At 71.2% G+C, this 26,628-nt stretch carries 28 protein-coding genes; 14 read left to right on the top strand and 14 right to left on the bottom strand.

All coding sequences use genetic code 11. The features are described from left to right. Nucleotides 1–224: 224 nt before the first annotated feature. Nucleotides 225–1,022, top strand: coding sequence for a phosphorylase (locus MOX02_RS15390; RefSeq protein ID WP_147026670.1), 798 nt, complete (start codon nucleotides 225–227; stop codon nucleotides 1,020–1,022). Nucleotides 1,023–1,117: 95 nt separating this feature from the next. On the opposite strand, the gene hpnH is transcribed toward MOX02_RS15390, so the two are convergent. Next, nucleotides 1,118–2,281 carry an adenosyl-hopene transferase HpnH gene (hpnH, locus tag MOX02_RS15385; protein WP_147026669.1) on the bottom strand — a complete coding sequence of 388 codons (1,164 nt, stop codon included), beginning with the start codon at nucleotides 2,279–2,281 and terminating at the stop codon, nucleotides 1,118–1,120. Between the two features lie 610 nt (nucleotides 2,282–2,891). On the opposite strand from hpnH, the gene hpnN reads away from it, so the two are divergent. Both hpnN and MOX02_RS15375 read left to right on the top strand, forming a co-directional pair. Continuing rightward, nucleotides 2,892–5,543, top strand: coding sequence for a hopanoid transporter HpnN (gene hpnN / locus MOX02_RS15380; RefSeq protein WP_147026668.1), 2,652 nt, complete (start codon nucleotides 2,892–2,894; stop codon nucleotides 5,541–5,543). Between the two features lie 59 nt (nucleotides 5,544–5,602). Next, nucleotides 5,603–5,869 carry a type II toxin-antitoxin system Phd/YefM family antitoxin gene (locus MOX02_RS15375; RefSeq protein ID WP_147026667.1) on the top strand — a complete coding sequence of 89 codons (267 nt, stop codon included), beginning with the start codon at nucleotides 5,603–5,605 and terminating at the stop codon, nucleotides 5,867–5,869. A 10-nt stretch (nucleotides 5,870–5,879) separates the two neighbouring features. Here MOX02_RS15375 and hpnK read toward each other — a convergent pair whose 3' ends face one another. Together hpnK and MOX02_RS15365 are read right to left on the bottom strand one after the other, a co-directional pair. Continuing rightward, the gene (gene hpnK / locus MOX02_RS15370) at nucleotides 5,880–6,722 is read right to left on the bottom strand and encodes a hopanoid biosynthesis-associated protein HpnK (RefSeq protein WP_147026666.1); all 843 of its coding nucleotides are present in this window, start codon (nucleotides 6,720–6,722) and stop codon (nucleotides 5,880–5,882) included. Nucleotides 6,723–6,778: 56 nt separating this feature from the next. Then, a complete protein-coding gene (locus MOX02_RS15365; protein ID WP_147026665.1) occupies nucleotides 6,779–7,960 on the bottom strand; it encodes an amidinotransferase in 1,182 nt (393 codons plus the stop codon). Nucleotides 7,961–8,170: 210 nt separating this feature from the next. Between MOX02_RS15365 and MOX02_RS15360 the strand changes: the two genes are divergently transcribed. From MOX02_RS15360 to hpnJ, 4 genes are all read left to right on the top strand, one after another. Next, a complete protein-coding gene (locus MOX02_RS15360; protein WP_147026664.1) occupies nucleotides 8,171–9,286 on the top strand; it encodes a flippase-like domain-containing protein in 1,116 nt (371 codons plus the stop codon). Further along, entirely contained in the window at nucleotides 9,277–9,891 is a 615-nt protein-coding gene (locus MOX02_RS15355) for an MlaC/ttg2D family ABC transporter substrate-binding protein (protein WP_147026663.1), read from the top strand. Before MOX02_RS15360 ends, MOX02_RS15355 begins: the two co-directional genes overlap by 10 nt. Nucleotides 9,892–9,967: 76 nt before the next feature. Next, nucleotides 9,968–11,152 (top strand): bacteriohopanetetrol glucosamine biosynthesis glycosyltransferase HpnI, encoded by a 1,185-nt coding sequence (hpnI, locus tag MOX02_RS15350; RefSeq protein WP_373866748.1) that lies wholly within the window; start codon nucleotides 9,968–9,970, stop codon nucleotides 11,150–11,152. Between the two features lie 50 nt (nucleotides 11,153–11,202). Then, entirely contained in the window at nucleotides 11,203–12,636 is a 1,434-nt protein-coding gene (hpnJ, locus tag MOX02_RS15345; protein ID WP_147026661.1) for a hopanoid biosynthesis associated radical SAM protein HpnJ, read from the top strand. Between the two features lie 73 nt (nucleotides 12,637–12,709). Here the strand turns inward: hpnJ and MOX02_RS15340 are convergent, their stop codons facing one another. From MOX02_RS15340 to MOX02_RS15305, 8 genes are all read right to left on the bottom strand, one after another. Beyond that, the gene (locus MOX02_RS15340) at nucleotides 12,710–12,922 is read right to left on the bottom strand and encodes a hypothetical protein (RefSeq protein ID WP_147026660.1); all 213 of its coding nucleotides are present in this window, start codon (nucleotides 12,920–12,922) and stop codon (nucleotides 12,710–12,712) included. 161 nt (nucleotides 12,923–13,083) lie between these two features. Continuing rightward, a complete protein-coding gene (locus MOX02_RS15335) occupies nucleotides 13,084–13,695 on the bottom strand; it encodes a glutathione S-transferase (protein ID WP_147026659.1) in 612 nt (203 codons plus the stop codon). Nucleotides 13,696–13,727: 32 nt separating this feature from the next. Continuing rightward, on the bottom strand, nucleotides 13,728–14,918 hold the full coding sequence (locus MOX02_RS15330; protein ID WP_147026658.1) for a dienelactone hydrolase family protein: 1,191 nt from the start codon (nucleotides 14,916–14,918) through the stop codon (nucleotides 13,728–13,730). 113 nt (nucleotides 14,919–15,031) lie between these two features. Beyond that, on the bottom strand, nucleotides 15,032–15,226 hold the full coding sequence (locus MOX02_RS15325) for a hypothetical protein (protein WP_147026657.1): 195 nt from the start codon (nucleotides 15,224–15,226) through the stop codon (nucleotides 15,032–15,034). A gap of 61 nt (nucleotides 15,227–15,287) precedes the next feature. Beyond that, nucleotides 15,288–15,743, bottom strand: coding sequence for a response regulator (locus MOX02_RS15320; protein WP_147026656.1), 456 nt, complete (start codon nucleotides 15,741–15,743; stop codon nucleotides 15,288–15,290). A 371-nt stretch (nucleotides 15,744–16,114) separates the two neighbouring features. After that, a complete protein-coding gene (locus MOX02_RS15315; protein WP_147026655.1) occupies nucleotides 16,115–16,543 on the bottom strand; it encodes a hypothetical protein in 429 nt (142 codons plus the stop codon). A 127-nt stretch (nucleotides 16,544–16,670) separates the two neighbouring features. Next, the gene (locus MOX02_RS15310; RefSeq protein ID WP_373866747.1) at nucleotides 16,671–17,162 is read right to left on the bottom strand and encodes a DUF192 domain-containing protein; all 492 of its coding nucleotides are present in this window, start codon (nucleotides 17,160–17,162) and stop codon (nucleotides 16,671–16,673) included. 14 nt (nucleotides 17,163–17,176) lie between these two features. Further along, nucleotides 17,177–17,782, bottom strand: coding sequence for a cold-shock protein (locus MOX02_RS15305; protein ID WP_147026653.1), 606 nt, complete (start codon nucleotides 17,780–17,782; stop codon nucleotides 17,177–17,179). Between the two features lie 391 nt (nucleotides 17,783–18,173). Between MOX02_RS15305 and MOX02_RS15300 the strand changes: the two genes are divergently transcribed. Further along, nucleotides 18,174–19,223, top strand: a complete 1,050-nt coding sequence (locus tag MOX02_RS15300) for a heparan-alpha-glucosaminide N-acetyltransferase (RefSeq protein WP_147026652.1) — start codon at nucleotides 18,174–18,176, stop codon at nucleotides 19,221–19,223. A 63-nt stretch (nucleotides 19,224–19,286) separates the two neighbouring features. Here the strand turns inward: MOX02_RS15300 and efp are convergent, their stop codons facing one another. Beyond that, nucleotides 19,287–19,898 (bottom strand): elongation factor P, encoded by a 612-nt coding sequence (efp, locus tag MOX02_RS15295; RefSeq protein ID WP_147026651.1) that lies wholly within the window; start codon nucleotides 19,896–19,898, stop codon nucleotides 19,287–19,289. A gap of 94 nt (nucleotides 19,899–19,992) precedes the next feature. Here efp and epmA point away from each other — a divergent pair, with 94 nt between their 5' ends. The 6 genes from epmA (at nucleotide 19,993) to MOX02_RS15265 (ending at nucleotide 25,568) form a co-directional block, all read left to right on the top strand. Next, the gene (gene epmA / locus MOX02_RS15290; protein ID WP_147026650.1) at nucleotides 19,993–21,099 is read left to right on the top strand and encodes an EF-P lysine aminoacylase EpmA; all 1,107 of its coding nucleotides are present in this window, start codon (nucleotides 19,993–19,995) and stop codon (nucleotides 21,097–21,099) included. Beyond that, complete coding sequence (locus MOX02_RS15285) at nucleotides 21,096–22,148, top strand: lysine-2,3-aminomutase-like protein (protein WP_147026649.1); 1,053 nt, start codon at nucleotides 21,096–21,098, stop codon at nucleotides 22,146–22,148. The genes epmA and MOX02_RS15285 overlap by 4 nt, the downstream gene beginning before the upstream one ends. Nucleotides 22,149–22,438: 290 nt before the next feature. Next, nucleotides 22,439–23,179, top strand: a complete 741-nt coding sequence (aqpZ, locus tag MOX02_RS15280; protein WP_147026648.1) for an aquaporin Z — start codon at nucleotides 22,439–22,441, stop codon at nucleotides 23,177–23,179. A gap of 130 nt (nucleotides 23,180–23,309) precedes the next feature. After that, the gene (locus tag MOX02_RS15275) at nucleotides 23,310–23,930 is read left to right on the top strand and encodes a glutathione S-transferase family protein (RefSeq protein ID WP_147026647.1); all 621 of its coding nucleotides are present in this window, start codon (nucleotides 23,310–23,312) and stop codon (nucleotides 23,928–23,930) included. Between the two features lie 81 nt (nucleotides 23,931–24,011). Then, the gene (locus tag MOX02_RS15270; protein WP_147026646.1) at nucleotides 24,012–24,674 is read left to right on the top strand and encodes an RraA family protein; all 663 of its coding nucleotides are present in this window, start codon (nucleotides 24,012–24,014) and stop codon (nucleotides 24,672–24,674) included. Between the two features lie 51 nt (nucleotides 24,675–24,725). Further along, nucleotides 24,726–25,568, top strand: coding sequence for a YdcF family protein (locus MOX02_RS15265; RefSeq protein ID WP_147026645.1), 843 nt, complete (start codon nucleotides 24,726–24,728; stop codon nucleotides 25,566–25,568). On the opposite strand, the gene MOX02_RS15260 is transcribed toward MOX02_RS15265, so the two are convergent. After that, on the bottom strand, nucleotides 25,490–25,837 hold the full coding sequence (locus tag MOX02_RS15260) for a DUF3253 domain-containing protein (RefSeq protein WP_147026644.1): 348 nt from the start codon (nucleotides 25,835–25,837) through the stop codon (nucleotides 25,490–25,492). The two genes, MOX02_RS15265 and MOX02_RS15260, sit on opposite strands and share 79 nt — an antisense overlap. Further along, nucleotides 25,834–26,568 carry a DUF599 domain-containing protein gene (locus MOX02_RS15255; protein ID WP_147026643.1) on the bottom strand — a complete coding sequence of 245 codons (735 nt, stop codon included), beginning with the start codon at nucleotides 26,566–26,568 and terminating at the stop codon, nucleotides 25,834–25,836. The genes MOX02_RS15260 and MOX02_RS15255 overlap by 4 nt, the downstream gene beginning before the upstream one ends. Nucleotides 26,569–26,628: the final 60 nt, after the last annotated feature.

Here is a 26,628-nt window from a genome sequence, read left to right as displayed (position 1 = left end):
GGGGCAGGTCTTGGGGCAGGTCTTGGGGCAGGTCTTGGGGCAGGTCTTGGGGCAGGTCTTGGGGCAGGTCTTGGGGCAGGTCTTGGGGCGCGGCGGGCGCCTCTCCGCCGCGCTTTGTTGCGGCCCTGCCACTGGCCGGCCGCATTGACATTGGTATGAAGGCTGCTTGAGCCCCAGGCCCGGTCGCCCGACCGGGACGGACAGCCTCGAACAGCCGGGTTTCCATGATCCTGCCCGAGCCAGCCCCGAGCGGCCGCGTCGTCGCGGCCCGCCCGAGTTCCTCCGCGCCGCTCGCGCCCGTCGCCTCCGGCCCGGCCGCGCTGCCCGTCCTGGCCGTCACCGGCCTCGCCAAGGAGGGCCGCCTCGCCGCGGGCCCGGGCGTTTCCGCCATCGGCGCCGGCGGCAACCCGCACCGCCTCCGTGCCCTGCTCGCCGAGCGGACGGACCCGGCCTGCCGCGCCGTCGTCAGCATCGGCATCGCGGGCGGGCTCGATCCGGACCTCCTGCCGGGCGACGTGGTGATCGCCTCGGGCGTCCGCGTCGGCGGCCACTGCTACGGGGCGGACGCGGCGATCGTCGAGGCCCTGCGCGCCCGCCTCGCGGGATCCGGCCTGCGGGTGCTCTCGGGCGATCTCGCGGGCGTGGACGCGGCCGTGCTGAGCCTCGAGGGCAAGGCCGACCTCTGGGCTCGCACGGGCGCGGCCGCCGTCGACATGGAATCGCACGTCGCCGCCGCCTTCGCCGAGCGCCACGCCCTGCCCTTCGCGGCGATCCGCGTGGTCTGCGATCCGGCCCACCGGGCGCTGCCGGCCTTCGCGGCCCAGGCCCTGAAGCCGAACGGCGAGCCCGACATCCTCGCCGTCCTCGGCGCCCTCGCGCGCGGATCGGCCAAGGTCCGCGGCCTCGTGCGCCTCGCCCGCGATTCGCGGGCGGCCTTCGGCTCGCTCGCCCGCTGCCGCGCCCGTCTCGGCCCCGGCCTCGGCATCCCGCTCCCGGAGGAGCCGCTGCGCGAGGTCGCCTGAGCGGCCTGAGTCCCGCGAGACCCGCGAGACCCGAACCTCATGAAAAAAGCCCCGCGGCGTTGCCGCGGGGCTTTCTCTTCGATCTGCCGCGCGCCTCAGGCGGCGGTGCGGTTGCGGGCCTCGCGCTTCGTGTCGACGCCCGAGGCTTTGATCTCCGAGAGCTTCTGGGCGACGTTGCGCGAGAACACGAACTCGGCCGGGCGCTGGTTCTCCAGGCTCACGTCGGGCGCCATCTCGCCCTCGGTCCGGATGCCGCGGATCGCCTGGAGCACGGGCTTCCAGGGCTTGCGGACCGAATCGACCACCGAGGAGGCCTCGTAGCCCGAGTGGACCATGCAGTCGGCGCACTTCTCGTAGTTGCCGGTGCCGTAGGCGTCCCAGTCGGTCTCCTCCATCAGCTCCTTGAAGGTCGCCGCGTAGCCCTCGCCGAGCAGGTAGCAGGGCTTCTGCCAACCGAACACGGTGCGGGTCGGGTTGCCCCACGGGGTGCAGTGGTAGGTCTGGTTGCCGGCCAGGAAGTCGAGGAACAGGCCCGACTGCTGGAAGGTCCACTTCTCGCGGCCCTTCTCCTTGCCGTGCCGGAACACGCCGCGGAACAGGTCCTTCGTCGCCTTTCGGTTGAGGAAGTGCTGCTGGTCGGGCGCGCGCTCGTAGGCGTAGCCGGGCGAGACCGTGATGCCGTCGATGCCCATGCGGGTGACGGAATCGAAGAAGTCCGCGATCTTGTCGGCCGACGAGTTGTTGAAGAACGTGCAGTTGATGGTGACGCGGAAGCCCATCTCCTTGGCGGTCTTGATGGCCGCGACGGCCTTGTCGTAGACGCCCCGCTGGCAGACGGACTTGTCGTGCATCTCCTGGTCGCCATCGAGGTGGATCGACCACGTGAAGTAGGGGCTCGGCTTGTACTCCTTGATCTTCTTCTCGAGGAGCAGCGCGTTCGTGCAAACGATGGCGAACTTCTTCTGCGCGATGATGCCCTGGACGATCTGCGGCAGATCCTTGTGGAGAAGCGGCTCGCCGCCCGCGATCACGACCACGGGTGCACCGCACTCGCGCACGGATTCGAGCGCGTCGGCCACCGGCAGGCGCTTGTTCAGGATCTCGTCCGGATAGTCGATCTTGCCGCAACCCGCGCAGGCGAGATTGCAGCGGAACAGAGGCTCCATCATCATCACGAGCGGGTAGCGCTTGCGCCCGGTCAGATGCTGCTTGAGGATGTAGCCGCCGATCTTCGCGACGTACCGGAGGGGAATGCCCAAAACGCGGCTCCTTTGTTTTCGGCCCCAGATTGTCGGGCTGCTTAGCGCGAAAAGAACACGAATTCCAGCGACCTAGGTTGGAACAGGTCTCAATTGCGTCCCGAACCCGGCGCGGAAGTACGTGTTTTGACCGATGACGCAAGCGGGCCACAGATCAGGTGGCCGAACTCCGCCCGAGGGCGGGTTGCGGCCGCCCGGGGTCCAACCTCCGGCGCGCCGTCACGGGTCCCGGACGGATAGCCAGCTTTGCGTCCGGAATGCGACGAGAACGCCAGTCTGAGCTTGAGCATAAGATCGCTGCAGTGCGAAATCGCACCTCGATCGAACCTTCCACTGGATTTCGCCGCGCGTTGCATTCGCGGCCACGGGCCTTTACTGAGCAGGCCGACCGCGAAAGGTCGGCGTCCGGGCAGCGCCCGGTTGCGCGCAGCCGGCGGAAACCGGCCCGCCTCGCCGCCCGTTGCGGTCTCGAAGATGCTGGATCGGCGATCGGGCGTTTCCCACGGGCGGCGGTTCGTGGCAGATGCCCGGGTTCCCCGTTGCGTCGCGCGGTCTCGACCGGACACTCGCTCCCGGTTTCCGGTGAGGGCTCAAGGCAGGCAGGATACTCGTGATCGAACGTCTCGTCGCGTTTTCCGTTCATCGTCGCTGGATCGTCATCGCGGTCGTCGCCCTGATGACCGTCGCCAGCGCCGGCACGGCCGCGCACCTGTTCCGGATCAACACCGACGTCGAGCGGCTGATCGACCCGAAGGAATCCTGGCGCCAGGACGAGATCAACTACGAGAAGGCGTTCCCGCAGCGGACGAACACCGTCGTCGCGGTGATCGACGGGAAGTCGCCCGAGCAGGCCGAGGAGGCCGCCGTCGAACTGGCGCGGGCACTCGGCAACAACAAGAACCTGATCGAGACCGTCTACCGGCCGGACGGCGGCCCGTTCTTCGACAAGAACGGGCTCCTGCTGATGTCGCAGGCGGAACTGGAGAAGACCACCGAGCAGCTCGTGCAGCAGCAGGGCCTCCTCGGCCCGCTCGCGGCCGACCCCTCCCTGCGCGGCGTGATGCGCGTGCTCAGCCTCGGCGCCCGCGGCGTGAAGAGCGGCGACGCCAAGCTCGAAGAGCTCGACAAGCCCATGGCGCAGATCAACAGCACGCTGGAGACGGTGCTGGCGGGCAAGCCCGCGCGCATGTCCTGGCAGATGCTGCTCTCCGGCGGCGAGACGCGGGTGACGGACCTGCGCAAGTTCGTGTTCATCCAGCCCGTGCTCGACTTCAACGCCCTGCAGCCGGGCGCCGACGCGACGAAGCTGATCCGCAGCACCGCCAAGGAGCTCAAGATCGACGAGGCGCACGGCCTGCGGATGCGGCTCACCGGCCCGGTCGCGGTCGCCGACGACGAGTTCGCCACCCTCTCGGACGACGCCTTCCTCAACAACAGCGTGACGGTGGGCGCCATCGTCCTGTTCCTGTGGCTGGCGCTGCGCTCGGCCCCGCTCGTCATCGCCGTGATGATCACGACCTTCGCGGGCCTCATCGTGACGGCGGCGCTCGGGCTCCTGATGGTGGGCGAGCTGAACCCGATCTCGGTGGCCTTCGCGGCCCTGTTCGTCGGCCTCGGCATCGATTTCGGCATCCAGTTCGCGGTCCGATACCGGGCCGACCGCTACGAGCAGCCGACCCTGGAAGCCGCGATCCGCGCCGCGGCCCGGGGCGTCGGCTGGTCGCTGACGCTCGCCGCGGTCTCGCTGCTCGCCGGCTTCTTCGCCTTCCTGCCGACCGCCTTCCGCGGCGTGTCCGAGCTCGGCCTGATCGCCGGCGTCGGCATGATCGTGGCCTACCTGTTCTCCCTCACCCTGCTGCCGGCGCTGATCGCCGTGTTCAAGCCGCGGGGCGAGAAGGAGGCGGTCGAGACCACCTGGCTGTCGGGCGTCGATCCCTGGATCATCCGCAACCGGAGATGGGTGCTGATCGGCGTCGGGCTGCTCACGCTCGCGGGCATGCCGCTCCTGTGGAAGCTGCCCTTCGACTCGAACCCGATGCACCTGCGCAGCCCCAAGGTCGAGTCGATCGCGACCTACCTCGACCTGATCAAGGACCCGGCGACGAGCCCGAACATCATCGACGTGCTCGCCCCCTCCGTCGCCGACGTGCCGGAGACGATGAAGAGGCTGCGCGCCCTGCCCTCCGTGGCCGAGCTCGTCAGCATCGACACCTACGTCCCGCGCGACCAGGACCAGAAGCTCGCGACGATCCAGGAGACGGCCGAGCTCCTCGAGCCCGTGCTGAACCCGGGCCGCAAGCCGCCCCCGCCCACCGATGCCGAGAACGTGAAGGCGATCAAGGAGGCGGCCACGGCCCTGCGCGGCATCTCCGGCGGCTCCGAGCCCGGCGCCAGGACCGCCGAGTCGCTCGCCAACACGCTCGACCAGCTCGCCAACGCGCCGGTGACGATCCGCGAGGCCGCCTCGGTCGCCCTCACCACCGACCTCAAGACCCTGCTCAAGCGCCTGCGCGACCTCCTGCACCCGGAGAAGATCACGCTCGAGAACCTCCCCCCGCAGGTGAAGGCCGAGTGGATCGCCGCCGACGGGCGCGCCCGCATCGAGGTCCACCCGAAGGGCAACTCGAACGACGATCAGGTGCTGCGCAACTTCGCCAAGGAGGTGCAGACCGTGGCGCCCCACGCCACCGGCGCGCCCGTGGCCACCACCGCCTCGAGCTACACCATCCTCGGCGCCTTCGTGCAGGCGGGCCTGACCGCGCTGGCGCTGATCTTCATCATCCTGTCGGTTGCCCTGCGCAAACCCTGGGACGTGGCGATGACGCTGGGCCCGCTGGTGCTCGCCACCCTGTGGACGCTGATGGCGCTCCATGTCGTCGGCATGCCGCTCAACTTCGCCAACATCATCGCCCTCCCGCTGATGCTCGCGGTGGGCGTGGCCTTCCACATCTACTACGTGATCGCGTGGCGGGCCGGCGTGACCGACATGCTGGCCTCGAGCCTGACCCGGGCGATCTTCTTCTCGGCGCTGACCACCGGCACGGCCTTCGGCTCCCTCGTCCTGTCGAGCCATCCGGGCACGGCCAGCATGGGCAAGCTGCTCGCCCTGTCGCTGTTCTTCACGCTGCTGGCCGCCTTCTTCGTGGTCCCGGCCTTCCTCGGTCCGCCGCCCACGAAGCCGGACCCGAAGCGCCCCGAGGCGAAGACCGCCGACGCCGACGCGATGGTGCCGAGCCGCTCCGAGGCGGCGTTGGCGAAGTAGCGGCCGGAGGCTGCGCGGCGCGGCCGGACCCGCGCTGCGCCTACCGTGATGCCGTGACGATGATTCCGCTCGCAGAGGCTGCGACGGATCTCGCGGAACTCGCGCGCCGCGTGGAGGGCGGCGAGACCATCGTCGTGACGCGCGACGGCAAGCCGGTGCTCGACCACGTACCGCACCAGCGCAAGGGCGGCATCGATCTCGAGGCGGGTGAAGCCTGCCTGCTCGCGGCGGGGATCGTTCGGCGAGCGGGATTCAGCTCGGACGATCTCGACGATCCGATGCCGGAGGATTTCCGGATCCGGGTCCTGCCCGTCCGGGCCGGCTGATCCGGGCTGCTCACCCCAGGAAGTCCGAGAACCCTCCGCGCACCGCGCCGGCGCGTTCCGCCGCCGCCCGCGCCTCCGGTGCGATGAGCGCGTCCCGCTCGGACGCGTAGGCGTAGCCCGGGGCCTCGCCGGCGAAGCCGCCGCCGGTCGCGGGGTGGGTGTAGAGCTCGGTCAGCCCCTCCGGCAGCTGCGCCAGGAGCCCCGCCACGCGGGCCGGGTGCATGGCGCCGGACCAGGCGAGCCCGAGGGTCCGGTCGGGAATCAGGAGGCCGGCGGCGCGGGCACGGACCGCGAGGAGTGCCGCCCAGGGCGCGGTGTCGAGGGCGGCCCGCGGGTTGGCGCCGGGCTCGGCCCGACGCAGGATCTCCCGCGGCTCGCGGGGCACGCGCAGGGCCCGCATGCCGTAGTCGCGGCCGATCCGCAGCACCGCGCCGGCGATCAGCGGGTGGACGTGAAAGTGCTTGTGGGCGTTGACGTGGTCGAGGGGCAGGCCGGTCGCCCCGTAGGCCTCGAACTGCGCCCGGATCTCGGCGGCGAGTTGCCGGCGCGCGGCGGGCCGCAGGGCGAGATCGAGGCCGAGGCGCTCCATGTCGCGGCGCATCAGCCCGGCCGCGTCGGTGAGGTCGGGCAGGGCGGCGGCGGGCAGGGTCGGCCACGCCTCGACCAGCACGAGGTGGAGCCCCACCCGCAGGGACGGCAGGCGGCGGGCCCGCGCCACGGCGTCGGCCGCGGCCGGCGCCGAGACCATCAGGCTCGCGGCGGTGAGGATCCCCTCGCGGTGGGCCTGCTCCACCGCCTCGTTGACCTCGAGGCTCAGCCCGAAATCGTCGGCCGTGACCACCAGACGCTTCACGAGACCTCCACGCCGACCGCAGGGCGCGCCGGCACCATTGCGCCGGCGCGGCGATCTCAGAAGTAGGACTTCAGCGTGCCGCGGCGGCGCACGTCGAGCGTGGCGCAGTGGAAGGAGCCGCCGAACGGGCCGTAGGAGAGGAACGGCGCCGGGATCGGGTCGAAGCCCCAGTCCTTCAGGGCCTTGATCAGGGTGGGCTGGCTGGCGTCCACGACGATCTTCTTCTCGTCGAGCATCAGCACGTTGATCGAGGTCCAGGGCGAGCACATCGAGATCTTGCTCATGAACCCTTCGACGGGGTCGGGGCGCGGGGCGATCAGCACGTCCCACTTCTTCAGCACGGCCGGCAGGCGCTCGACGTCCACGTAGTCCGGGTTGACCAGCACCTTGCCCGGCGCCAGCGGCATGAACGACGAGTCGATGTGCATCGGCTGCGGGCAGCGGCTCTCGATCTCGTGGATGCGGAAGCCCGGGCCGAGGTGGCGGCGCAGCCACTCGATGCCCATCAGGTTCGTGACGTTGGAGCGCGTGACGAAAAGGTCACGCCCGCAGCGTACGAAGTCCGCCGCGTCGAAGACCGGCTCGAACTCGTTGACCGTGAACTGCATCGGCTCGCCGGCCTTCAGGTTCGGCACCCGGTAGCCGTAATTGTAGAGGTCGTCCGTGAGCTGCGGCCGCGGCGCCGAGGTCCAGCGCGCGCCGGCGCGGAAGTACTCCTTGAACAGCGAGCGGTAGGCGTCGCCCTCGAAGTAGCGGGAGCGCCAGCACATCGGGCTCTCGATGATCTCGTCGCCGATCACGAGGTAGGGATCGCGCGGGCAGGCCACGCAGAAGCCGCGCGAGGACCAGCGCGGCGCCTTGAACTTGCGGGAGAAGTCGACCGCGTCGGGCCGGCGCACCTTCACGCCCTCGCCGGCCAGGATGTTGATGAAGTTGTCGAGCTCGACCTGGGCGAGCTTCTTCATGAACTTGGGGTACTTCCAGCCGCTCGCGAAGCGGTAGAAGGGTTGCGCCGCCCGCGGCAGGTTGAAGATCACGGTGAGGTGATGGGTCGGGATGGTCGCCCCGTCGAGGGAGCCGACGATGACCTCCTCCAGCGGGTCCCACTCGTTCCAGGCCATCACGGGCGACTGGGGCGCCGGCACGCCGGGACTGCCCTGGGGCGGGCCGGCGAAGGCGCCGGCGTGAGCGTCCTCGAGCACGGCCTCGCCGGCCGTGATGTGCGATTCGCGATCCATGGTCAGTCCCCTTCGGCGTTCCCGCGACAGTTCTTGGAGAGGGCTCTCGCCCCCTGTGCCGCTTTGGACCGCAGTGTGTCTCCCGGGTGATAGACAACGCTGACCAAAGCTGCAACTTGCCCAGATGCTCTCCGCTCCCGGCGATTTTTTTCGGTCGGAATCACGGCGGGAATTGAGCATTTCAGCCTTCGACGAACCCGAAAGAGGATCATGAAGCGCCTGACGACCCTGGCCCTCATCGTCGGACTCTGCACGGTCGTCGGCCTGTTCCTGTCCTCCGGGCTGGAGGACGTGGCGGCCGCGGTGGTGAGCGCGGGCTGGGGCGCCCTGTTCGTCGTGGCGGCGCGCGGCGTCGCGGTCGCCTGGGCCGGCCTCGGCTGGTTCGTGATCTTCCCGCGTGCCGAGCGCCCGCGCGTGGCGGCCTGCGTCAACCTCCGCTTCGTGCGCGAGGGCATCAACACCCTGCTCCCCGTCGCCACCGTCGGCGGCGACTTCGTGGGCGCGCGTCTCCTGACGAAGCGCGGCGTCGGCGGCGGTCTCGCGGGCGCCAGCATGTTCGTCGACCTGATGACGCAGGCGCTGACGCAGCTCCTGTTCACGGTGGCCGGGCTCGGCATCCTGATCTGGCTCGCGGGCGACGGGCCGGTGGTGCGCGCCGTGGCCGGCGGCCTCGCCATCGCCGCCCCCGCGGTCGGCGCCTTCTACCTGATCCAGCGCCGCTCCGGTCACCGGGTGATCCAGGCCCTCGTGAGCCGCTTCGCCTCGGGCCGCGAGTGGCGGGCGCTCGGCGCCATCGACGTGCTGTACGACAACCTGCGCCGGCTCTACGGCCAGCCCGTGCGCATCCTCGCGGGCATCGCGATCCACCTCGTCGGCTGGCTGATCGGCACGCTCGAGGTCTACGTCTGCCTGCATTTCATGGGCTACCCGGTGAGCTTCGCCGAGGCCGTGATCATCGAGAGCCTCGCCCAGGCCGTGCGCGGCGCCGCCTTCGCGGTGCCGGGCGCCCTCGGCGCGCAGGAGGGCGGCCTGATCGCGCTCTGCGCCATCTTCGGCATTCCGGCCGAGGCGGCGCTCGCCCTCTCCCTCGTCAAGCGCCTCGCCGACCTTCTCGTCGGCGTTCCGGGCCTCGTCGCGTGGCACGTGATGGAGGGCGGCAGCAAGGCCGAGGAGGCCGAGGAGCGCGCCGTCGAGCTCGGCCGGCGCCTCACGCCCGTGCTGCAGCCGGCGACCCTCGGGCCCCTCTACAGCTACGCGCCGCCGCGCGGCGCCTACGGCCCGGCCCTCGGCGAGACCGAGCGCGGAGATCTCAAGAAGTGCGCCTGATCCGCGGATTCCTGCTCGCGCTGGCCTGCCTCGCCGGTCTCGCGGCCGCGCCCCCGGCGCGCGCCGCCGACGACCCGGCCGTCGCGACGGTGCAGACCCTCTACGCGAGCTACGAGAGCGCCCTGAAGGGCGGCTCCCGCGACGTGAAGGCCCGATTCGACGCGATCGCCAGCCCGATGCGCGAGAGCTTCGATTTCGCCGGCATGGTCCGCGTCGCGGTCGGCACGAAGTGGAAGAGCCTGACGCCCGACCAGCAATCGGCCCTCACCGATGCCTTCGCGCAACACTTCATCGCCACCTACGCGACGCGCCTCTCCGAGGCGATCGGCGGCAAGTTCGAGGTGAACCCGAAGAGCGAGACCCGCGGCGGCAGCCGCGTGGTGCGCACGCGCGTGGCGAACGCCTCGGGCGACGATTCCGACGTCGACTTCGTGGTCAACGCGCAGGGCCGCATCCAGGACGTGCTGCTCAACGGCAACGTCAGCGAGATCGCCGCGCAGCGCACCAGCTTCTCCGAGCCGCTGAAGGCCGGCGGCCCCGACGCCCTCCTCAAATTCCTGCGCGAGCGCACCGACAAGATGCTCGCCGTCAAACCAGCGCCTTGAACGCGTCCGACACGTCACCGCCCTGACGCCGCGCCGCCCGGCGCAGTCCCCCTCCGTGACCCGAGCGATGTCCCTCATGGACCTGACCTGGCTCTCGCCGATCTTTCTCGTCCTCGCGCTCGCCGGTTGCGGCTACGGCCTCGTCGCCGCCTATCTCGCCGGCCGCTTCGCAGAGCGCCTCCCGGCGCGCCTGCCCGAGGACGCGGCGCGCCCCTCCGTGACGCTGCTCAAGCCCCTCTGCGGCATGGAGCCGAACCTCTACGAGAACCTCGACACCTTCTGCCGGCAGATCTACGCCGGCCCGGTCCAGATCGTGTTCGGCGTCCAGAACGCGGCCGATCCGGCGATCGGCGCGGTGCGCCGCCTGCAGGAGACGCACCCGGCCCTGCGCATCGACCTCGTGATCGACGCCCGCCAGCACGGCTCGAACCGCAAGGTCTCGAACCTCATCAACATGTCGGCCCTGATCGCCCACGAGGTGATCGTGCTGGCCGACAGCGACATGGTGGTGCGGCCGGACTACCTGGAGCGCGTGGTGGCCGAATTGTCCGCGCCGGGCATCGGCGGCGTGACCTGCCTCTACCACGGCGTGCCGGCCCATCGCGGCGTCTTCGCCCATCTCTCCGGCCTCGCCATCGACGTGCAGTTCCTGCCCAACGTCGTGATGGGCACCGCGCTCAAGCTCGCCAAGCCCTGCTTCGGCTCGACCATCGCCTTCCGGCGCGCCTCCCTGGCCACGATCGGCGGCTTCGAGGCGTTCCGCGACGACCTCGCCGACGATTACGCGATCGGCGAGGCCCTGCGCACGCATGTCGGCGAGGTGGCCATCCCGAACTTCACGATCGGGCACACCTGCGTCGACACCGAGATGTCCGGCCTCTGGCGGCACGAGCTGCGCTGGAACCGCACGATCCGCAACGTCGACCCGGCGGGCTACGCCGGCTCGGTCGTCACCCACGCCTTCCCCCTCGCCCTCGTCGGCGCCCTGCTTCCGGGCGCCGGGCAGAGCGCCCTCGTGGTGGCGGCCCTGGCGCTCGCCTGCCGCATCCTGCTCTGCGTGCGCCTGGAGCGCGCCTTCGGCCTGGAGCCGCACGCCTACTGGCTGTTGCCGATTCGCGACATGCTGTCCTTCGCGAACTTCTCCTGGAGCTTCGTCTCGGGTGCGGTGACATGGAAAGGTCACGATTATCGCGTCGTTGCGGACGGAACGCTTATTCCGGAGGCGAGCCTCAGCCGCGATGCTGAAGCGACCTCCGTCTGATCTTCGCTTCGACTGATCTCGTCCTGCCCTGCACTGAGGCCTTGAACCCCATGCGCACGCTCTTCCTCCAGGCTCCGACCTTCGACGGCTTCGACGGCGGCGCAGGTTCCCGCTACCAGGCCAAGCGGGAGATCAAGTCGTTCTGGTACCCGACCTGGCTCGCCCAGCCCGCCGCCCTCGTCGAGAACTCGAAGCTGATCGACGCGCCGCCCCACAAGACCAAGCTCGACGACGTGGCGCGCCAGGCGAAGGACTTCGACCTCGTCGTCCTCCACACCTCGGTCCCGTCCTTCAAGCAGGACGTCGCCACCGTCGAGGCGCTGAAGGCCGCCAATCCCAACCTCAAGGCCGGCCTCATCGGCGCCAAGGTCGCCGTCGACGCCGAGGGCAGCCTCGCCAAGGCGCCGGCCATCGACTTCGTGGCCCGCAACGAGTTCGACTTCACCTGCAAGGAGGTCGCGGACGGCCGCGACTTCTCGCAGATCAAGGGCCTGTCCTACCGCAACAACTCGGGCGTCATCGTGCACAACGAGGACCGCCCGATCATGATGGACATGGACCAGCTGCCCTTCGTCACGAGCGTCTACAAGCGGGACCTCGTGATGGAGAACTACTTCATCGGCTACCTGAAGCACCCCTACATCTCGTTCTACTCGGGCCGCGGCTGCAAGAGCCGCTGCACCTTCTGCCTGTGGCCGCAGACGGTGGGCGGGCACACCTACCGCACCCGCTCGGTCGGGCACGTGATCGACGAGATCAAGTACTGCCTGAAGGAGTTCCCGCAGACGAAGGAGTTCTTCTTCGACGACGACACCTTCACGGACAACCTGCCCCGCGCCGAGGAGATCGCCCGCGAGCTCGGCAAGCTCGGCGTCACCTGGTCGTGCAATGCCAAGGCGAACGTGCCGCGCGAGACCCTGAAGGTGCTGCGCGACAACGGCCTGCGCCTGCTGCTCGTCGGCTACGAGTCCGGCAACCAGCAGATCCTGCACAACATCAAGAAGGGCATGCGCGTCGAGGTGGCGGAGAAGTTCACCAAGGACTGCCACGAGCTCGGCATCGCGATCCACGGCACCTTCATCCTCGGCCTGCCGGGCGAGTCGAAGGAGACGATCCAGGAGACGATCAAGTTCGCCACCCGGATCAACCCGCACACGATCCAGGTCTCGCTCGCGGCGCCCTACCCGGGCACCTTCCTGTACAAGCAGGCGGTGGAGAACGGCTGGCTCGACGCGGCGAACGCCGAGCTCGTCGACGAGAACGGCGTGCAGGTGGCGCCGCTCCACTACCCGCATCTCTCGCACAGCGAGATCTTCAACTCGGTGGAAGAGTTCTACAAGAAGTTCTACTTCCGCGCTCCGAAGATCGCCTCGATCGTCGGCGAGATGGTGCGCTCGCCGGACATGATGAAGCGCCGCCTGCGCGAGGGCGTCGAGTTCTGGCACTTCCTCAAGGACCGTCAGACGGGCGCCAAGGCCGCCTGAGGCCGACGCCACGCAGGATCGATCGGGAGCGGCCGGGCCTCGTGCCCGGCCGTTCCGTGTCCGCACCCCGCCTTCAACCTTCGGCGCGGCGCCGGGCCGGCAGCGGCGCCCGCCGGTAGGCGGCGCGGGCGAGGATGACGGCGCCCCCGAGCTGCAGGAAACCGTTCTCGGCGAGATCGTGGGGCGCCACCTGCCAGAGCAGGGCGAGGCGCGTCAGCGCGTTGAGGACGATGAGGCTGAGGCAGAACACCGCGGCGGCGGCGAGGGCGGCGACGAAATCGGGCATGGCTGCGCATCCCACGAAGCAGTGGGGTAAGCGTAGCAAGAGGTGCGCCAGGGCGCACTCATCCTGAAGTTGAAAGCCGGGACCGTCCCACCTGAAAGTTCGGGTTCCGGCCGTTCTCGAATCGAGCCGGGCCGACCGTCCCGGCGCGGGACGCCCGATCCTCAGCCTTCGGGCGGCCGGGTCGCCTGCATGGAGGGCCGCTGCGCGAATGCGGCGTACCACGCGGCGATGCGCGGGTGGCGCCGGCTCCAGGCTAGATCGGCGAAGCGCAGGTCGAGGTAGCCGAGCGAGACGGCCGTCGCGATCGTCCCGATGTCGAGGCGCTCATGGAGGCTCTCGGCCCGCGCCTCGAACCAGCCGAGCGCGCTCGCGATCTTGGCCTCCTGGCCCCCGATCCAGGCGGCCGAGCGCTCGGATTCGGGGCGGGCCGTCAGCTCGTAGCGGATCAGCAGCGCGGCATCGAGGAGCCCGTCCGCGAGCGACTGCTCGTTGAGGGCTCGCCAGCGCTCCGGGCCGGGCGCGGGGAAGAGCCGGTTGCCGGCCATCGCGTCGAGGTACTCGCAGATCACCCGGCTGTCGGCCACCGCCTCGCCCGCGTCGTCGAGGAGCGTCGGAGCCTGCGCCAGCGGATGGTGGGCGAGCACGCCGGCGTCGCGCTTCACCGGGTGCACGGCGGTGGCCAGAAGCTCGATCCTGTCCGCGAGACCGAGCTCGTGCGCGCAGACCATGACCTTCCGCACGAAGGGGGAGAAGTGGGAGTGGAACAGCTTCATCGCGGGCCGGGCGTCGGAAGGGAGAGCCGCCATCAGCGGCGGGTGGGCGTGGCGGCGTTGCGGGCGGCCGGGGGCGCGCCGCTCGCGGCCGGCGTCGCGGCGGGGGGCGGGGCGGCCTTCGGCGTCTCGACGGCGAGGCGCTTGACAGGCCATCCGTCGGTCCAGCGCTCCATGTCGCTGAAGCGGGCATTGTTCTTGAGGGAGGCGGCGTCCGCCCCCGAGAAGGCTGCGGCCGCCGCGAGGTCGAACGTCTTCCAGAAGGCGAGATAGTCGAGGGCGTCCGTGCGGGCGTTGTTGATCTGCGAGACCAGGGTCTGCTGCTCGCCGCTGAGCGCCATGTCGGCCGACCACTTGAAGGGCGGCGCCTTCTGGTCCTTCTGGTCGGGCGGCAGCTTGATGGCGCCCCCGTCGTAGGCCGAATCGACGCCGGCCGGCGCGGCGAGCGTCGCGGTCATCGCCGGGAAGCCGTGGTCGTCGGAGAGCGCGCGCACGAACAGCTTGCGCTCGGGCGGCACGGCGCTCGCCTCGCGCAGGATCCGCCGCGCCGCGGCGTCGGCCGCGCGCGCGTCCTTGTCGCCGATGACGGTGACGACCAGCGTGTCAGCGGGGATCGACGCGAGATCCTTCAGGGGGATGCCGCGGGACTTCGGGTTGCTCGCGATGCCGCCCGGCATCACGGCGAAGACGAGCTTCGGCGCCGGCAGGCCCTGCTCCCCTGCGGCCGCCGCCACGTTCGCGGCGAGCGGCGCCCCGGCGAGATGGCCGATGATCGCGACACGCTTCGGGTCGGGCTTGCCATCCGGGTCGGAGGCGAGCTCGGCGAGCGCCGCCTTGACCAGGCTCTCGACGTTCGCCGTGGCGTCGGCCGGCCGGGTCCGGTTCACCTCCTGGAAGCGGGGGAACAGCACGAGGTTGCCCTCGCGGGCGAGATGGTCGATCCAGCCACCGTAGCTCTGCGGGTTCGGCGCGCCCCAGGCGTGAAGGAACACCACGACGGGCCGACCCTCCGCGGGGGCGGGACCCGACTTGTAGAAGGCGAAGGTCGCCGCGCTCGCCCGGCCGAGCGCCCGCTTGACGATGGTGGCGGCCCGGTCGCCGGCACCGCCCGGCCCCTGCGCCGGCTGCGGCGGGGGCGAGGCGGCGTGCGCGGGAGCCGCGAGGAGGCCGAGCACGCCCACCGCCAATCCCGCGGCCCTAAAGCCATGCCAAGCTGTCAGACGCATGCAATGCTCGATCGTACGGGACGCGGCCGACCGTGGCCGGTGCGCTTCCATAGCAGATTTGCGCGTCCTGGCGATGCCGGCCGGGGGCATTGCGCCCAGGCCTGGAGAAGGCCTCAGCGGCCGCGCTTCGCGTCGAGGCGATGGGCGAGCTGCGCGAGATGCGCCGGCTGAGCTTCGACCGCGACGGCGCGGTAGACCTCGCGCAGGTCCTCGCCGATCTTGGCGAGGAGCAGCGTCTCCGCGATCGAGGCGGAGGACGTTCCGGGACGGCGGTAATTGGCAGCGTGGTTGAGGGCGACAGGCTTCATGACGGCTCACGGCGCCGTTTGCGGCGCATCATGCGGAATCGCCGTCAACGGCGCACCGGCCTCAAGTTTCCATCTCGCGGGAGATAATTTTTCCGCCCGGCCCGATCACCGAGGGGCCGCGGCCGCCTTCCGGCCGCCCCGCCGCCTGCTCGACCCAGGCCAGGATGTCCTCGGCGCGCCAGGGCTTCGGGATGAAGGTCGCCGAGACGCGCAGGTCACTCGGCTGGTCGCCGGCGTCGCCCGAGGTCAGGAGCACCCGCACCCGCGGCCAGGTCACGCCGATGATGCGGGCGAGCTCGAACCCGCCGATCGGGCCCGGGGTGCGCACGTCCGAGAAGACGACGCTCACCTCGTCGGCACGGTCGTTGAGGATGGCGAGCGCCTTCTCGGCGGTCTCGGCCTCGATCACCGTGAAGCCGGTCTCCTCCAGCAGGGTGGCAGCGAGGAACCGCTCGTCGGGTTGGTCCTCCACGACGAGGATGACCGGCTTGTGTCCCGACGGCTTCACGTCATTCATGTCCGGGCCACTCTATGGGGGCTGAACGGCGAGGCCGTCCTTTTGTTTCATGGCGCCATCGCCGCAACTCGCCAGCCCTCAGACAAAGCAAGTCCTGCACCGCACCCTGGCACAGAACGCCAGGGCGCAGCGTGTCCCGGAGAGCACAGGTCCGGTGAAGATCGGGGCTTCGGGGCAGCGCGCGGAGCCGGCGTCGGCCCGAGAACGCGCGCCGCGGGACCATCGATCCGAAGGGGGCGAAGGTCGACGGTGCGCGCAGGCGGCCCGCGGTCCATCGTCGCCGCGAGGGCAGAGAGCGACGGAGTCGCAGGACAAATTCCGGGCCTCGCCCGGGCGACCCCGGGGATGACTTTGCGCGAGCGGGTTGCGCCTCAGGCGCGCGCGGAGACCCGGGCGGTGCGGCGGCCGGTGCGGGCGGCGCGTGCCGCATCGCGGCCGGGTGCGACGGGGCGCGGGCGGACGATCTCGGCGAGGCTGACGAAGCCCTCGCCAACGGAGCCCTGCCCGGCACGGATGCCGATGCCGACCGCGAAGGACGGCGCGAGCTCAGCGTCACGGTCGATGCCGAAGCGGTCGAGCGCCACCAGGAACGCCTCGCGGAACAGGCTCGGCGTGCACCAGCGCTTCTCGGCCATGTGGAGGGGCCAGGCCCAGAGATTCTCCTCGCGGCGCTCCGCGAGCGCGTCCCGCTCGATGAAGTAGCCGGTACGGTGCTCCAGGCCCTCCTCGGAGAGCGTCCAATCGTCGTTGCGGAAGAGGACGCCGCCGCAGGTCCTGTCGTCCCGACCGCACTCGATCATCGCCGCATCCTCCCCGTCCGCCCCGCAAGGGGCAGGAACATTAGAGGAACAGTGGCCCGAAACGAGACGAGGGTCAAGCTATGCGTTCACGATGCGTTCGTGAATCGCGAGCTTGAGACGCGGCGCCTCAGCGGGATGGCCGGAAGAGCGGGTGCTCGACGCGGTCGCCGGCGCGTATGCCGAGCTTGGCGGCCGTGCCGGCGTTCAGTTCCAGCACCGAGAGCACGGGCTCGCCTGACGCGATCACCCGCGTCGACAGCGGCTCGGTGTCGGCCTCGATGCGGGCGATGGTGCCGTCCTGGCGGATGAACACCATGTCGAGGGGCAGGTAAGTGTTCTTCATCCACATGTTCACGGGCAGCGCCCGCTCGAAGTCGAACAGCATGCCGCGGTTCGCCGGCATGCTGCGCCGGTACATCAGCCCGCGGGCCCGCGAGGCGTCGTCGCGCATCACCTCGACCTGGAAGGGGTGGGCGCCGGACTTCGAGACGATGCTCAGCGGTTCGGTCTTCGCCGCATCCGCCTGTGTGCCCTGCGCCAGAGCCGGGAGGGCCGGCGGCAGCGTGGCGAGGAGGCCGAGCGCGAGGCCGGCACGCAGGAGGAGGAGGACGCGACGCAACGGGACACCCACCATCAATGGGAGGACGGCAGCGCCCCGTCGATCAGCCGGACCTCGGCGGCCATGGCCCCCTTCGATCCGTCGCCGTAGCGCACCAGCACCGCCTCTCCGGGCTTCAGCTCGGCGATTCCGTAGCGGCGCAGCGTCTCCATGTGAACGAAGATGTCCGGCGTCCCGTCGCCGCGGCTGAGGAAGCCGAAGCCGCGCAGGCGGTTGAACCACTTCACCACCGCCGTCTCCAGCCCGCTCGTCGGCGTGACGGTGACGTGGGTGCGCGGCATGGCCAGCTCGGACGGGTGGGTCGCGGTCGACTGGTCGAGGGAGACGACCCGGAAGGCCTGCCAGCCGCGGGCGCGCTCTACCGCCTCGACCACGATGCGGGCACCCTCGCTGGCGCTCTGGTGCCCGTCCCGCCGCAGGCAGGTGACGTGCAGCAGGACGTCGGCGCTGCCGTCGTCGGGCACGATGAATCCGAAGCCCTTGGAGACGTCGAACCACTTGATCCGGCCCGCCACCTCGACGAGTTCGAGCGGACGCTCCTGCTCGCCGGGTTGGGCGGAGATGCTCAAGCCATCTGCCGAACGAAGGCCCCCGGGCCCTGATCCGAATTCGTCAGACATGATTAAGCAACCCACACCGAATCGCGTCTTGCGGTTCACAAACGAGATTAACAAAGTCCCGACTCCGCGGAAGCCCGTTTGACCGGCAGTCCTGGCGCGCGCCTACGCAATTTTCCGCGAGACGGCAGCGCTGCCACAGATGCCGGCCGGGGCCCGGAACCACCCCTCACCGCCAAGCCCGTGATCCGACTCGCAGAATGCCGGCGGCTCCGCGCGACGCCCGATCTCGGACCTCCGCGCGTTCACATTTTCGAGAGCAGGCCCTGCCGACGAGGCGAATTCAACTCCGCATTGCGCGAGCAGGGAATGCGCTACGGCAGATAGGTAGAACGCCGCATTCAATGCGCGAAACACCCGCGCGAAGCGCACCCGCCTCGCTTATGAGACGCGCATGAGCGCCTGGCAGACCCCTCACGCTTCGCAGACTCCGACGACGACGGCACCCGCGGCCGCGGCGGTACCCGTGTCCGCTCCCGGCCGCCTCGCCGTGGTCGACGCGGCCCGCGGGGCGGCCCTCGTCGCGATGGCCGCCTATCACGCGGTCTGGGATCTCGGGTTCCTGCGCCTGACGCCGGACAATTACGCGCTGACAGCGCCCGGAAAGGTCGCGGCCCACTGCATCGCGGGCAGCTTCCTGTTCCTCGTCGGTGTCGGGCTCGTGCTGATGAACGGCGCGGGCTTCCGTCCACGGCCGTTCCTGCGCCGACTCCTGCGGATCGCGGCGGCGGCGCTCCTCATCACCGTCGCGACCGCCTGGGCGTTCCCGGACAGCTTCATCTTCTTCGGCGTGCTGCACTGCATCGCCCTGTCGAGCGTGCTCGCCCTGCCCTTCCTGCGCCTGCCGCTGCTCCTGGTGCTCGCCTGCGCCGCCCTCGTCGCGGCGGCCCCCCACCTCGTCGCGAGCCCTACCCTCGACGCGCCGGCGCTGCGTTTCCTCGGCCTCGGCGTCACCCTGCCCCGCACGAACGATTACGTCCCGCTGTTTCCCTGGTTCGGAGCGGTGCTGGCGGGCCTCGCCGCGGCGCGCCTCGTCCTGCCGCTTCTCGCCGGCACCCCCCTCGCCCGCTGGCACCCGGGCGGGGTCGGCCGCGTGCTCGCGCTGGCCGGCCGGCACAGCCTCGCGATCTACCTCGTGCACCAGCCGCTGCTGCTCGCCCTTCTGACCGGTCTCGTCACCCTGACAGGCCCCCATCCCCGGGCCGGGCTCGACCGCTTCCACGCGGATTACGAGGCGAACTGCGTGCGCACCGGCGGCGAGGCGGGCGCCTGCGCGCGGGCGGCCCGCTGCACGGCCGACGCCCTGCGCCGGGAGAACCTCTGGTCGGTCGACGGGCGGCGCTTCACGGCGGCAGAGACGCTGAGGGCGCAGGGGCTCTCGGAGACCTGCTACGCGGCTGCGGAGGGTTCAGCGCCCGCAACCGGCGCCGCGCCCGCACCCTGAGACGCGAGAGGCCGGGCGCCTCGACGCCCGGCCTCCGCCGCACCACCCCGTGTCAGGCGGAGCTCAATCCTTGGCGCGCTCCACGTAGGAGCCGTCCGCCGTCATGATCACCACGCGGGTGCCGGCCGAGATGTGCGGCGGCACCGCCGTGCGCACGCCGTTCGAGAGCACGGCCGGCTTGTACGAGGAGGAGGCGGTCTGGCCCTTCAGCACCGGCTCCGTCTCGGTCACCTCGAGGGTGACGCGCTGGGGCAGCTCGATGGTGAGCGGCGTGCTGTTGTGGATCGAGAGCATCACGGCCATGCCCTCCTGCAGGTAGGGGGCGGCGTCTCCGACGACGTCCTCCGGCACCGCGATCTGCTCGTAATTCTCGGGGTTCATGAAGTGGAACCCCTCGCCGTCGCTGTAGAGGAAGGTGTGCTCGCGGTCCTCCACGAAGGCGCGCTCGACCTGTTCGGTGGTGCGGTAGCGCTCCGACACCTTCACGCCGTCGGTGATGCGGCGCATGTCGAGCTGCGTCACCGGGGTGCCCTTGCCGGGGTGGATGTTCTCGGCGAACAGGATGACGTAGAGCTTGCCGTCCTTCTCGACGACGTTGCCCTTGCGGAGCGTTGAGGCGATCACCTTCACGGGGTTCAGGTCCTGACGTTGACAAAAGGGGGTGGCGTCCCTCATCGCGGGATCCCGCGGGGACGTCGACTCGCTCCCGCCACTATCGCATCCGCGGCCCGGTTGCCAGTCGCCGCGGCCCGAAGGCCCCGTCCGTTCCATGCCGCCTCGCCCGGACTTTGACGCCCACGGGCCGCTCGGGACGTCCGAGCCCGCGACCGGCCCCACGCCCTGGTGGTCGCCGCGGGTCCACGCCGACCGGCGCCCGCTCCTGCTGCTGCGCAACCGCATCGCCTGCCGCATGCGGGCGCATTTCGCGGCGCTCGACTTCGTTGAGGTGGAGGCCGCCGCCCTGCAGGTCTCGCCGGGCAACGAGGCGCACCTCTCCGCCTTCGCCACCGAGGCGATCGGTCCGGACGGCGCGCGCGCGCAGCTCTACCTGCACACCTCGCCGGAATTCGCCTGCAAGAAGCTCCTCGCGGCGGGCGAGCCGCGCCTGTTCAGCCTCGCCCGGGTCTTCCGCAACCGCGAGCGGGGCGCCCTCCATCACCCCGAGTTCACGATGCTCGAATGGTACCGGGCGCGCGAGCGCTACACGGTGCTGATGGCCGATTGCGCCGAGCTCCTGGCGCTCGCCGCCGAGGCCGCGGGGGCGCGCCGCCTGAGCTTCCGCGGCCGTGAGGCGGACCCGCAGGCCGATTTCGAGCGGCTGACGCTCGCGGACGCCTTCGCGCGGCACGCCGGCATCGACCTCCTCGCGACGGTGGCCGCCGACGGCGCCACCGACCGCGAACGCCTCGCCGCCGGCGTCGCAGCCGCGGGCCTGCGCGTCGCCGAGGACGACACCTGGGCGGACCTGTTCAGCCGCGTCCTCGTCGCCCGGATCGAGCCGCATCTCGGGCTCGGGCGGCCGACCATTCTGTGCGAGTACCCCGTGAGCGAGGCGGCGCTCGCCCGCCCCTGCCCCCGCGATCCGCGCGTGGCCGAGCGCTTCGAGCTCTACGCCTGCGGCGTCGAGCTCGCCAACGCCTTCGGGGAGCTGACGGACCCGGCCGAGCAGCGCCGCCGCTTCGAGATCGAGATGGCGGAGAAGGCGCGGATCTACGGCGAGACCTACCCGATCGACGAGGATTTCCTGGCGGCGCTGGCCGGGATGCCGGAGGCGAGCGGCATCGCCCTCGGCTTCGACCGGCTCGTCATGCTGGCGAGCGGCGCCCCGCGGATCGAGGACGTGATCTGGACGCCGGTCGCCGGGGGCGCCCCGTGACGCGTCCGCTGCGCAGCCTCGCCGACCTCGCGGGCGCCGGCCTCCTGCGGCCGGAGGACATGCCGGGCCTCGAGGCGGTCGCCGCCCGCTACGCGGTCGCGGTGACGCCGGACATGGCCGAGCTGGTGGCGGCGGACGACCCCTCCGACCCGATCGCGCGCCAGTTCGTTCCGCGGGCGGAGGAGATCGAGACCCGGCCCGAGGAGCGGGCCGACCCGATCGGCGATGCGGCCCACGCCCCGGTGCCGGGCCTCGTCCACCGCTACCCCGATCGGGTTCTCCTGAAGCCGCTCCACGTCTGCCCGGTCTACTGCCGATTCTGCTTCCGCCGCGAGATGGTGGGGCCGGACGGACTCGGCACTCTCAGCGAGGCGGAGCTCGCGGCGGCCTACGCCTACGTCGCCGCGCACCCGGAGATCTGGGAGGTGGTGCTGACGGGCGGCGACCCCCTCGCCCTCTCGCCCCGGCGCCTCGGCGCGATCGCCGCCGCGCTCGCCGGGATCTCCCACGTGCGGGTGCTGCGGGTGCATACCCGCGTGCCCCTCGTGGCCCCGGATCTCGTGAGCGCCGATCTGGTGGCGGCGCTGAAGCGCTTCGCGGGGGCGGTCTTCGTGGCGCTCCACGCCAACCACCCGCGCGAGTTCACGCCGGCCGGGCGGGAAGCGGTCGCCCGGCTCGTCGACGCGGGCATCCCGATGGTCAGCCAGTCGGTGCTGCTGCGCGGCGTCAACGACGACCCCGCGACGCTGGAGCGGCTGATGCGCAACTTCGTGGAGAACCGCATCAAGCCCTACTACCTGCACCACGGCGACCTCGCGCCCGGCACGGGGCACCTGCGCACGGGAATGGCGAAGGGACGCGCGCTGGTGCGCGGCCTGCGGGGCCGCCTCTCGGGCCTCGCCCAGCCCCTCTACGTCCTCGACATTCCCGGCGGCCACGGCAAGGTCCCGGTCGGGCCGGACTACCTGAGCAAGGACGAGGGCGGCTGGCGCGTCACCGACCCGTCCGGCGCCGAGCACGATTACCCGCCCGACCGCGCCGGGGAGTGAGCCGCGCACGGCCCGGCCCGATGAGGCAAGATTTCCCGCTCCCTCTGCAAGTTCACGGGCAAACGATTTGTCAGTAGAGAAACGGTACGTTTCTCGACAAGGCTTCCCGGGCGCGGCCTTTGCTATGGCTCGGAGCCCGTCCGGAGCGTATTCAAGGCAACGTATCGCAGGCCATCGTGTCCGGTCGCCCCTGTCGCGTCGCAGTCCGTTCCTCCGGCGCGCGCCGCAGGAGACGCCGCATCCTCCTCGTCCCGGTTGACCCTCGCCTGCGTCAAGCATGGAGCCCGGTCATGAGCGACGATCTGATGCGCCGTGCCACGGCGGAGTTTTTCGGCACCTTCTGGCTCACCTTCGGCGGCTGCGGCGCCGCGGTCCTCTCCGCCGCCTATCCGGGCCTCGGCATCGGCTTCCTCGGGGTGGCCTTCGCCTTCGGCTTCACGGTGCTGACCATGGCGTACGCGGTCGGCCACATCTCGGGGGGGCACTTCAACCCGGCCGTCACGCTCGGTCTGTGGTCGGCCGGGCGCTGCGCCAACCACCACGTCGTCCCCTACGTCGTGGCGCAGGTCGTCGGCGCAATCGTGGCGGCGGGCGTGCTCTACGCCATCGCATCGGGCAAGCCGGGCTGGATCCCGGAGGGCTTCGCCTCGAACGGCTACGGCGATCTCAGCCCCGGCAAGTACGGGCTCGTCGCCTGCGTGATGACCGAGGTGCTGGCGACGTTCTTCTTCCTGTTCATCATCATCGGGACCACCTCGAAGGGCGCGGCGGTCGGCTTTGCCGGCATCCCGATCGGGCTGACCCTGGTGCTGATCCACCTGATCTCGATTCCCGTCACCAACACCTCGGTGAACCCGGCCCGCAGCACGGGGCCGGCCCTGTTCGCGGGCGGTCCCTACCTGATGCAGCTCTGGCTGTTCTGGCTCGCCCCGATCGCGGGCGCGATCCTGGCCGGGATCGTGGCGCGCTGGCTCTACGAGCCCGCCGACATCGTCGACACGGTGGTCGTGGAGAAGCGGGCGGTGGCCTGAGATCGACCCGCGCGTCACACCGGGTTCCGCTCGCGCGGGCCCCGGAACGTCGGCGGGGGCTTGCGCGCGGGCGCCGTCCATCCGATTCCGGTCTCGCCGCCCTCCGCGGCGGAGACGGGAAGGATAGGGCATGCGCAGGCTCTGGGGCCGGGCCAACTCGGTCAACGTGCAGAAGGTGCTCTGGGCCCTCGACGAGCTCGGGCTGCCCTACGAGCGGGTCGACGCGGGCGGCGCGCACGGCGTCGTGAACGGCACCGCCTACCGCGCGATGAACCCGAACGGCCTCGTGCCGACCCTGCAGGAGGGCGACTTCGTCCTGTGGGAGTCGAACGCGATCCTGCGCTACCTCGCCGCGGCGCATGGCGGTCCGCTCGCTCTGCCCGGGGACGCCCGCGCGCGGGCGCGCATCGACCAGTGGCTCGACTGGCAGGCGACGAGCTTCACGCCGGCCATGCGCGACGCGTTCATCCAGACCTACCGGGTCGCGGAGGCTCAGCGCGACCACGCGGCGGTGACAGCCTCGCTCGCCCGCACGGAGGTTCATGCCGAGACCCTCGACCAGCACCTCGCGGGCCAGCCCTTCGTGGCCGGGGACCGCTTCAGCATCGCCGACATCGCGGTCGGCTGCGCCGCCCACCGCTGGCTGCACATGCCCCATGCCATCGGCGAGCGGCCGGCCCTCTCGCGCTGGTACGCCGGGATCGCGGCGCGGCCCGGAGCGGCCCAGGTGATCGCCGAGCCGATCTCCTGAGCCGGGCCGGCGGCTTGCCGGAGCCCTTCCGCGACCCACCTTGGGCGGCAGGCCCTGGCTGCCGGCGCGGAGACCTCTGACATGCCGATCGACTCGACCCTGCGGGACGCCCTCTCGGCCGTCACGACGGCGAGCCTCGCGCGGGCGCTCGCCCGGCGCGGGCTCGGCGCCTGCCTGCCCCGCGGCCTGCGCCGCCGCACCGGCGGCACCGCGGCGGTCGGCACCGCGGTCACCTTGCGGCTGATCCCGGCCCGCGACCAGGCGGGTCCATCGCTCGCCGAGGCGATCGAGGCGGTGCCGGAGGGCGCGGTCGTGGTGGTCGATGCGGGCGGTCCGGGCAGCGCCCTGCCCTTCGGCCCGATCCTGGCCGAACGCCTGCTGCGCAGGGGCGCAGCCGGCCTCGTCGTCTCCGGCGCGCTCACCCCCGGCAACGCCCTGCCGATCTGGGATTGCGGCGAGGCGCCCGCGCTCGCGGCAGTGAGCCTCGTCCTCGCGGGCACGAACGAGGCCATCGCCTGCGCCGGGGCGGCGGTCCATCCCGGCGACATCGTGGTCGGCGACGGGCACGGCCTCATGATCGTGCCGCCCGGCATCGCGGAGGCCGTCGCCTTCGAGGCCGTGGAGCAGCAGCGCCTCGATCTCTGGCTGCTGCGCGCCGTCGAGAACGGCGGCAGCCTCCAGGGCCTGCTGCCGCCCGACGACGCGGCGCTCGCCCGCTTCCGGGCGGAGACGGACGCCCGCTGAGCGGGCCGACCGAGACGCCCCCGCTCCCAACCTCCGAGCCGCGAGCCGCCGATGTTCTTCCCGCTCTCGAAGGTGATCTTCTTCGCGCTGACGCCCTCGAACTTCCTGATCATCGCCGGGCTCGCGGGAGTCCTGCTGCTCGCCGCCACGCGCTGGCGGCGAACGGGTGCGGGGCTCGCGGGGTTCGGCCTCGGCGGCCTCCTCATCGGCGGCCTCTCGCCCTTGCCCTACCTCGTGCTGGCGCCGCTCGAGGAGCGCTTCCCGGCCTTCGTCGACGACGGGACGCCGCTCGCCGGCATCGTCGTGCTCGGCGGGGGCATCGATTCCGGCCTGTCCGAGGCGAGGCGGCAGATCGTCACGAACGACGCGGGCGAGCGGCCGATCTACCTCGCCGACCTCGCCCGCCGCTATCCGAACCTGCGCCTCGTTTTCTCGGGCGGCAGCGGCAGCCTGAGCCAGGGCCTGTCCGAGGCCGAGTTGGTCGGGCGCATGAGCGAGGTGATCGGGGTGCCCCGCACCCGCCTGATCCTGGAGCACCGCTCCCGCAACACCCGCGAGAACGCGCTCCTCACCGCCGACCTCGTGAAGCCGAAGCCGAGCGAGCGCTGGCTCCTCGTCACCTCCGCCTGGCATATGCCGCGCTCGGTCGGCTGCTTCCGCAAGGCGGGCTTCTCCGTCGTCGCCCACCCGGTCGACTACCGGACGCGGGGCTTCGCGGACGCCCTGCGCTTCAGCAGCTACGCCTCGGACGGCCTGCTCCAGCTCGACCTCGCGGTGAAGGAGTGGGTCGGCCTCCTCGCCTACCGCCTCGCCGGCTACACGGCCGAGGGCTTCCCGGCGCCCGCGGACGCGTCGTCCTCCGAGCCCGCCTCTGGCCCGGCCGCCAGCCGGTAGACCCCGCGGAAATCGTCCGGGTCCGGCACCGGGCGGCCCTTGCGCAGGATCGCGACGCGGCCGGCCTTCATCAGGCGGACGGCGACGCGGCGCACCGGCTGCATCAGCGGCCCCCACCCGTCCGGATGCGGGCCGCCGAGGGCGCGGGCCACTTCCGAGGGGCAGATCGTCTTGCCCGCGCCCCGCTCCGCGACGAGGCGCAGCATCGTCTCGGAGATCGCCTCCTCGCTCGCCCGGGCCTTGAGCCCGTCGCTCTGCGGCTTCGTCATCGGTCTGGCTCCCGGAGGGTGAGCGGATCCTCCGAGAGCAGCGCGCTCCGGATCTCGGAGGCGAACTGGCGCCGCCACATCACGAGGACGACCGCGGTCGTCGTCAGCATCAGGATGATGGGGCTCACGAACCAGCCGAGATAGGCCAGCGCGAAGAAGAAGGCTCGCTGGCCGCGCGCGAAATGGCTGCCGGCGGCGATGTTCATCGCGGCTGCCCGGCGAGCCGACCGCAGCATGTCGGCCTCCGAGGCGGCACTGCCCTTCGGCGGCACCGCGCCGATGAGGATGGCGCCGTAATTGAACAGCCGGTAGGCCCAGGCGAACTTGAAGAAGGCGTAGACGAACACGACCGCGAGGCCCGCCACCTTGATCTCCCAGGTGGTTCGCGTGGTGACCGCCCCGAACGGCAGGGTCTGGAACAGGGTCAGGACGTCGTCGCTGGAGCGCGAGAGCGTCAGCACGCCGCCGAGCGCGATCAGCGACGTCGAGGCGAAGAAGGCGGTGCCGTTCTGCAGCGAGGCGTTGATGGTGGTGTCCACCACGCGGTTGTCGCGCACGATCATCTGCCGCGCCCAGACCTCGCGCTGCGCGTTCATGATCTGGGTCAGGCTGACGAGCCGCCCCCGCAGCCGCCCCACCGAGAGGCCGTAGCCGAACCACGCCAGGATGAAGACGATGAGCGCCGCGAGATCGAGGTGCGAGAAGGCGGCGTCGGAGGTGAGGCTCGTCATGCGGTCCGGTGCCGGGCGGCTCCCCGGTCGATCGCCCTCGGCCTGAGGGCGCGCGGCGTC

Source organism: Methylobacterium oxalidis (genome assembly GCF_007992195.1).
In the GTDB taxonomy this organism is placed as follows: Bacteria; Pseudomonadota; Alphaproteobacteria; order Rhizobiales; family Beijerinckiaceae; genus Methylobacterium; species Methylobacterium oxalidis.
This window is presented reverse-complemented; position numbering and strand designations above follow the sequence as displayed.

Bases quoted from the DNA above. Each gene is read 5' to 3' on its own strand.
- MOX02_RS15330 (WP_147026658.1), bottom strand. From the start codon at position 14,918: ATGCGTCTGACAGCTTGGCATGGCTTTAGGGCCGCGGGATTGGCGGTG.
- MOX02_RS15315 (WP_147026655.1), bottom strand. From the start codon at position 16,543: ATGATCGAGTGCGGTCGGGACGACAGGACCTGCGGCGGCGTCCTCTTC.
- MOX02_RS15255 (WP_147026643.1), bottom strand. From the start codon at position 26,568: ATGACGAGCCTCACCTCCGACGCCGCCTTCTCGCACCTCGATCTCGCG.
- MOX02_RS15265 (WP_147026645.1), top strand. From the start codon at position 24,726: ATGTTCTTCCCGCTCTCGAAGGTGATCTTCTTCGCGCTGACGCCCTCG.
- MOX02_RS15325 (WP_147026657.1), bottom strand. From the start codon at position 15,226: ATGAAGCCTGTCGCCCTCAACCACGCTGCCAATTACCGCCGTCCCGGA.
- MOX02_RS15260 (WP_147026644.1), bottom strand. From the start codon at position 25,837: ATGACGAAGCCGCAGAGCGACGGGCTCAAGGCCCGGGCGAGCGAGGAG.
- MOX02_RS15365 (WP_147026665.1), bottom strand. From the start codon at position 7,960: ATGGATCGCGAATCGCACATCACGGCCGGCGAGGCCGTGCTCGAGGAC.
- aqpZ (WP_147026648.1), top strand. From the start codon at position 22,439: ATGAGCGACGATCTGATGCGCCGTGCCACGGCGGAGTTTTTCGGCACC.
- MOX02_RS15340 (WP_147026660.1), bottom strand. From the start codon at position 12,922: ATGCCCGATTTCGTCGCCGCCCTCGCCGCCGCCGCGGTGTTCTGCCTC.
- MOX02_RS15390 (WP_147026670.1), top strand. From the start codon at position 225: ATGATCCTGCCCGAGCCAGCCCCGAGCGGCCGCGTCGTCGCGGCCCGC.
- hpnJ (WP_147026661.1), top strand. From the start codon at position 11,203: ATGCGCACGCTCTTCCTCCAGGCTCCGACCTTCGACGGCTTCGACGGC.
- epmA (WP_147026650.1), top strand. From the start codon at position 19,993: ATGCCGCCTCGCCCGGACTTTGACGCCCACGGGCCGCTCGGGACGTCC.
- MOX02_RS15320 (WP_147026656.1), bottom strand. From the start codon at position 15,743: ATGAATGACGTGAAGCCGTCGGGACACAAGCCGGTCATCCTCGTCGTG.
- MOX02_RS15305 (WP_147026653.1), bottom strand. From the start codon at position 17,782: ATGTCTGACGAATTCGGATCAGGGCCCGGGGGCCTTCGTTCGGCAGAT.
- MOX02_RS15275 (WP_147026647.1), top strand. From the start codon at position 23,310: ATGCGCAGGCTCTGGGGCCGGGCCAACTCGGTCAACGTGCAGAAGGTG.
- MOX02_RS15300 (WP_147026652.1), top strand. From the start codon at position 18,174: ATGAGCGCCTGGCAGACCCCTCACGCTTCGCAGACTCCGACGACGACG.
- MOX02_RS15270 (WP_147026646.1), top strand. From the start codon at position 24,012: ATGCCGATCGACTCGACCCTGCGGGACGCCCTCTCGGCCGTCACGACG.
- hpnI (WP_373866748.1), top strand. From the start codon at position 9,968: ATGGACCTGACCTGGCTCTCGCCGATCTTTCTCGTCCTCGCGCTCGCC.
- MOX02_RS15375 (WP_147026667.1), top strand. From the start codon at position 5,603: ATGATTCCGCTCGCAGAGGCTGCGACGGATCTCGCGGAACTCGCGCGC.
- MOX02_RS15335 (WP_147026659.1), bottom strand. From the start codon at position 13,695: ATGAAGCTGTTCCACTCCCACTTCTCCCCCTTCGTGCGGAAGGTCATG.
- efp (WP_147026651.1), bottom strand. From the start codon at position 19,898: ATGAGGGACGCCACCCCCTTTTGTCAACGTCAGGACCTGAACCCCGTG.
- MOX02_RS15360 (WP_147026664.1), top strand. From the start codon at position 8,171: ATGAAGCGCCTGACGACCCTGGCCCTCATCGTCGGACTCTGCACGGTC.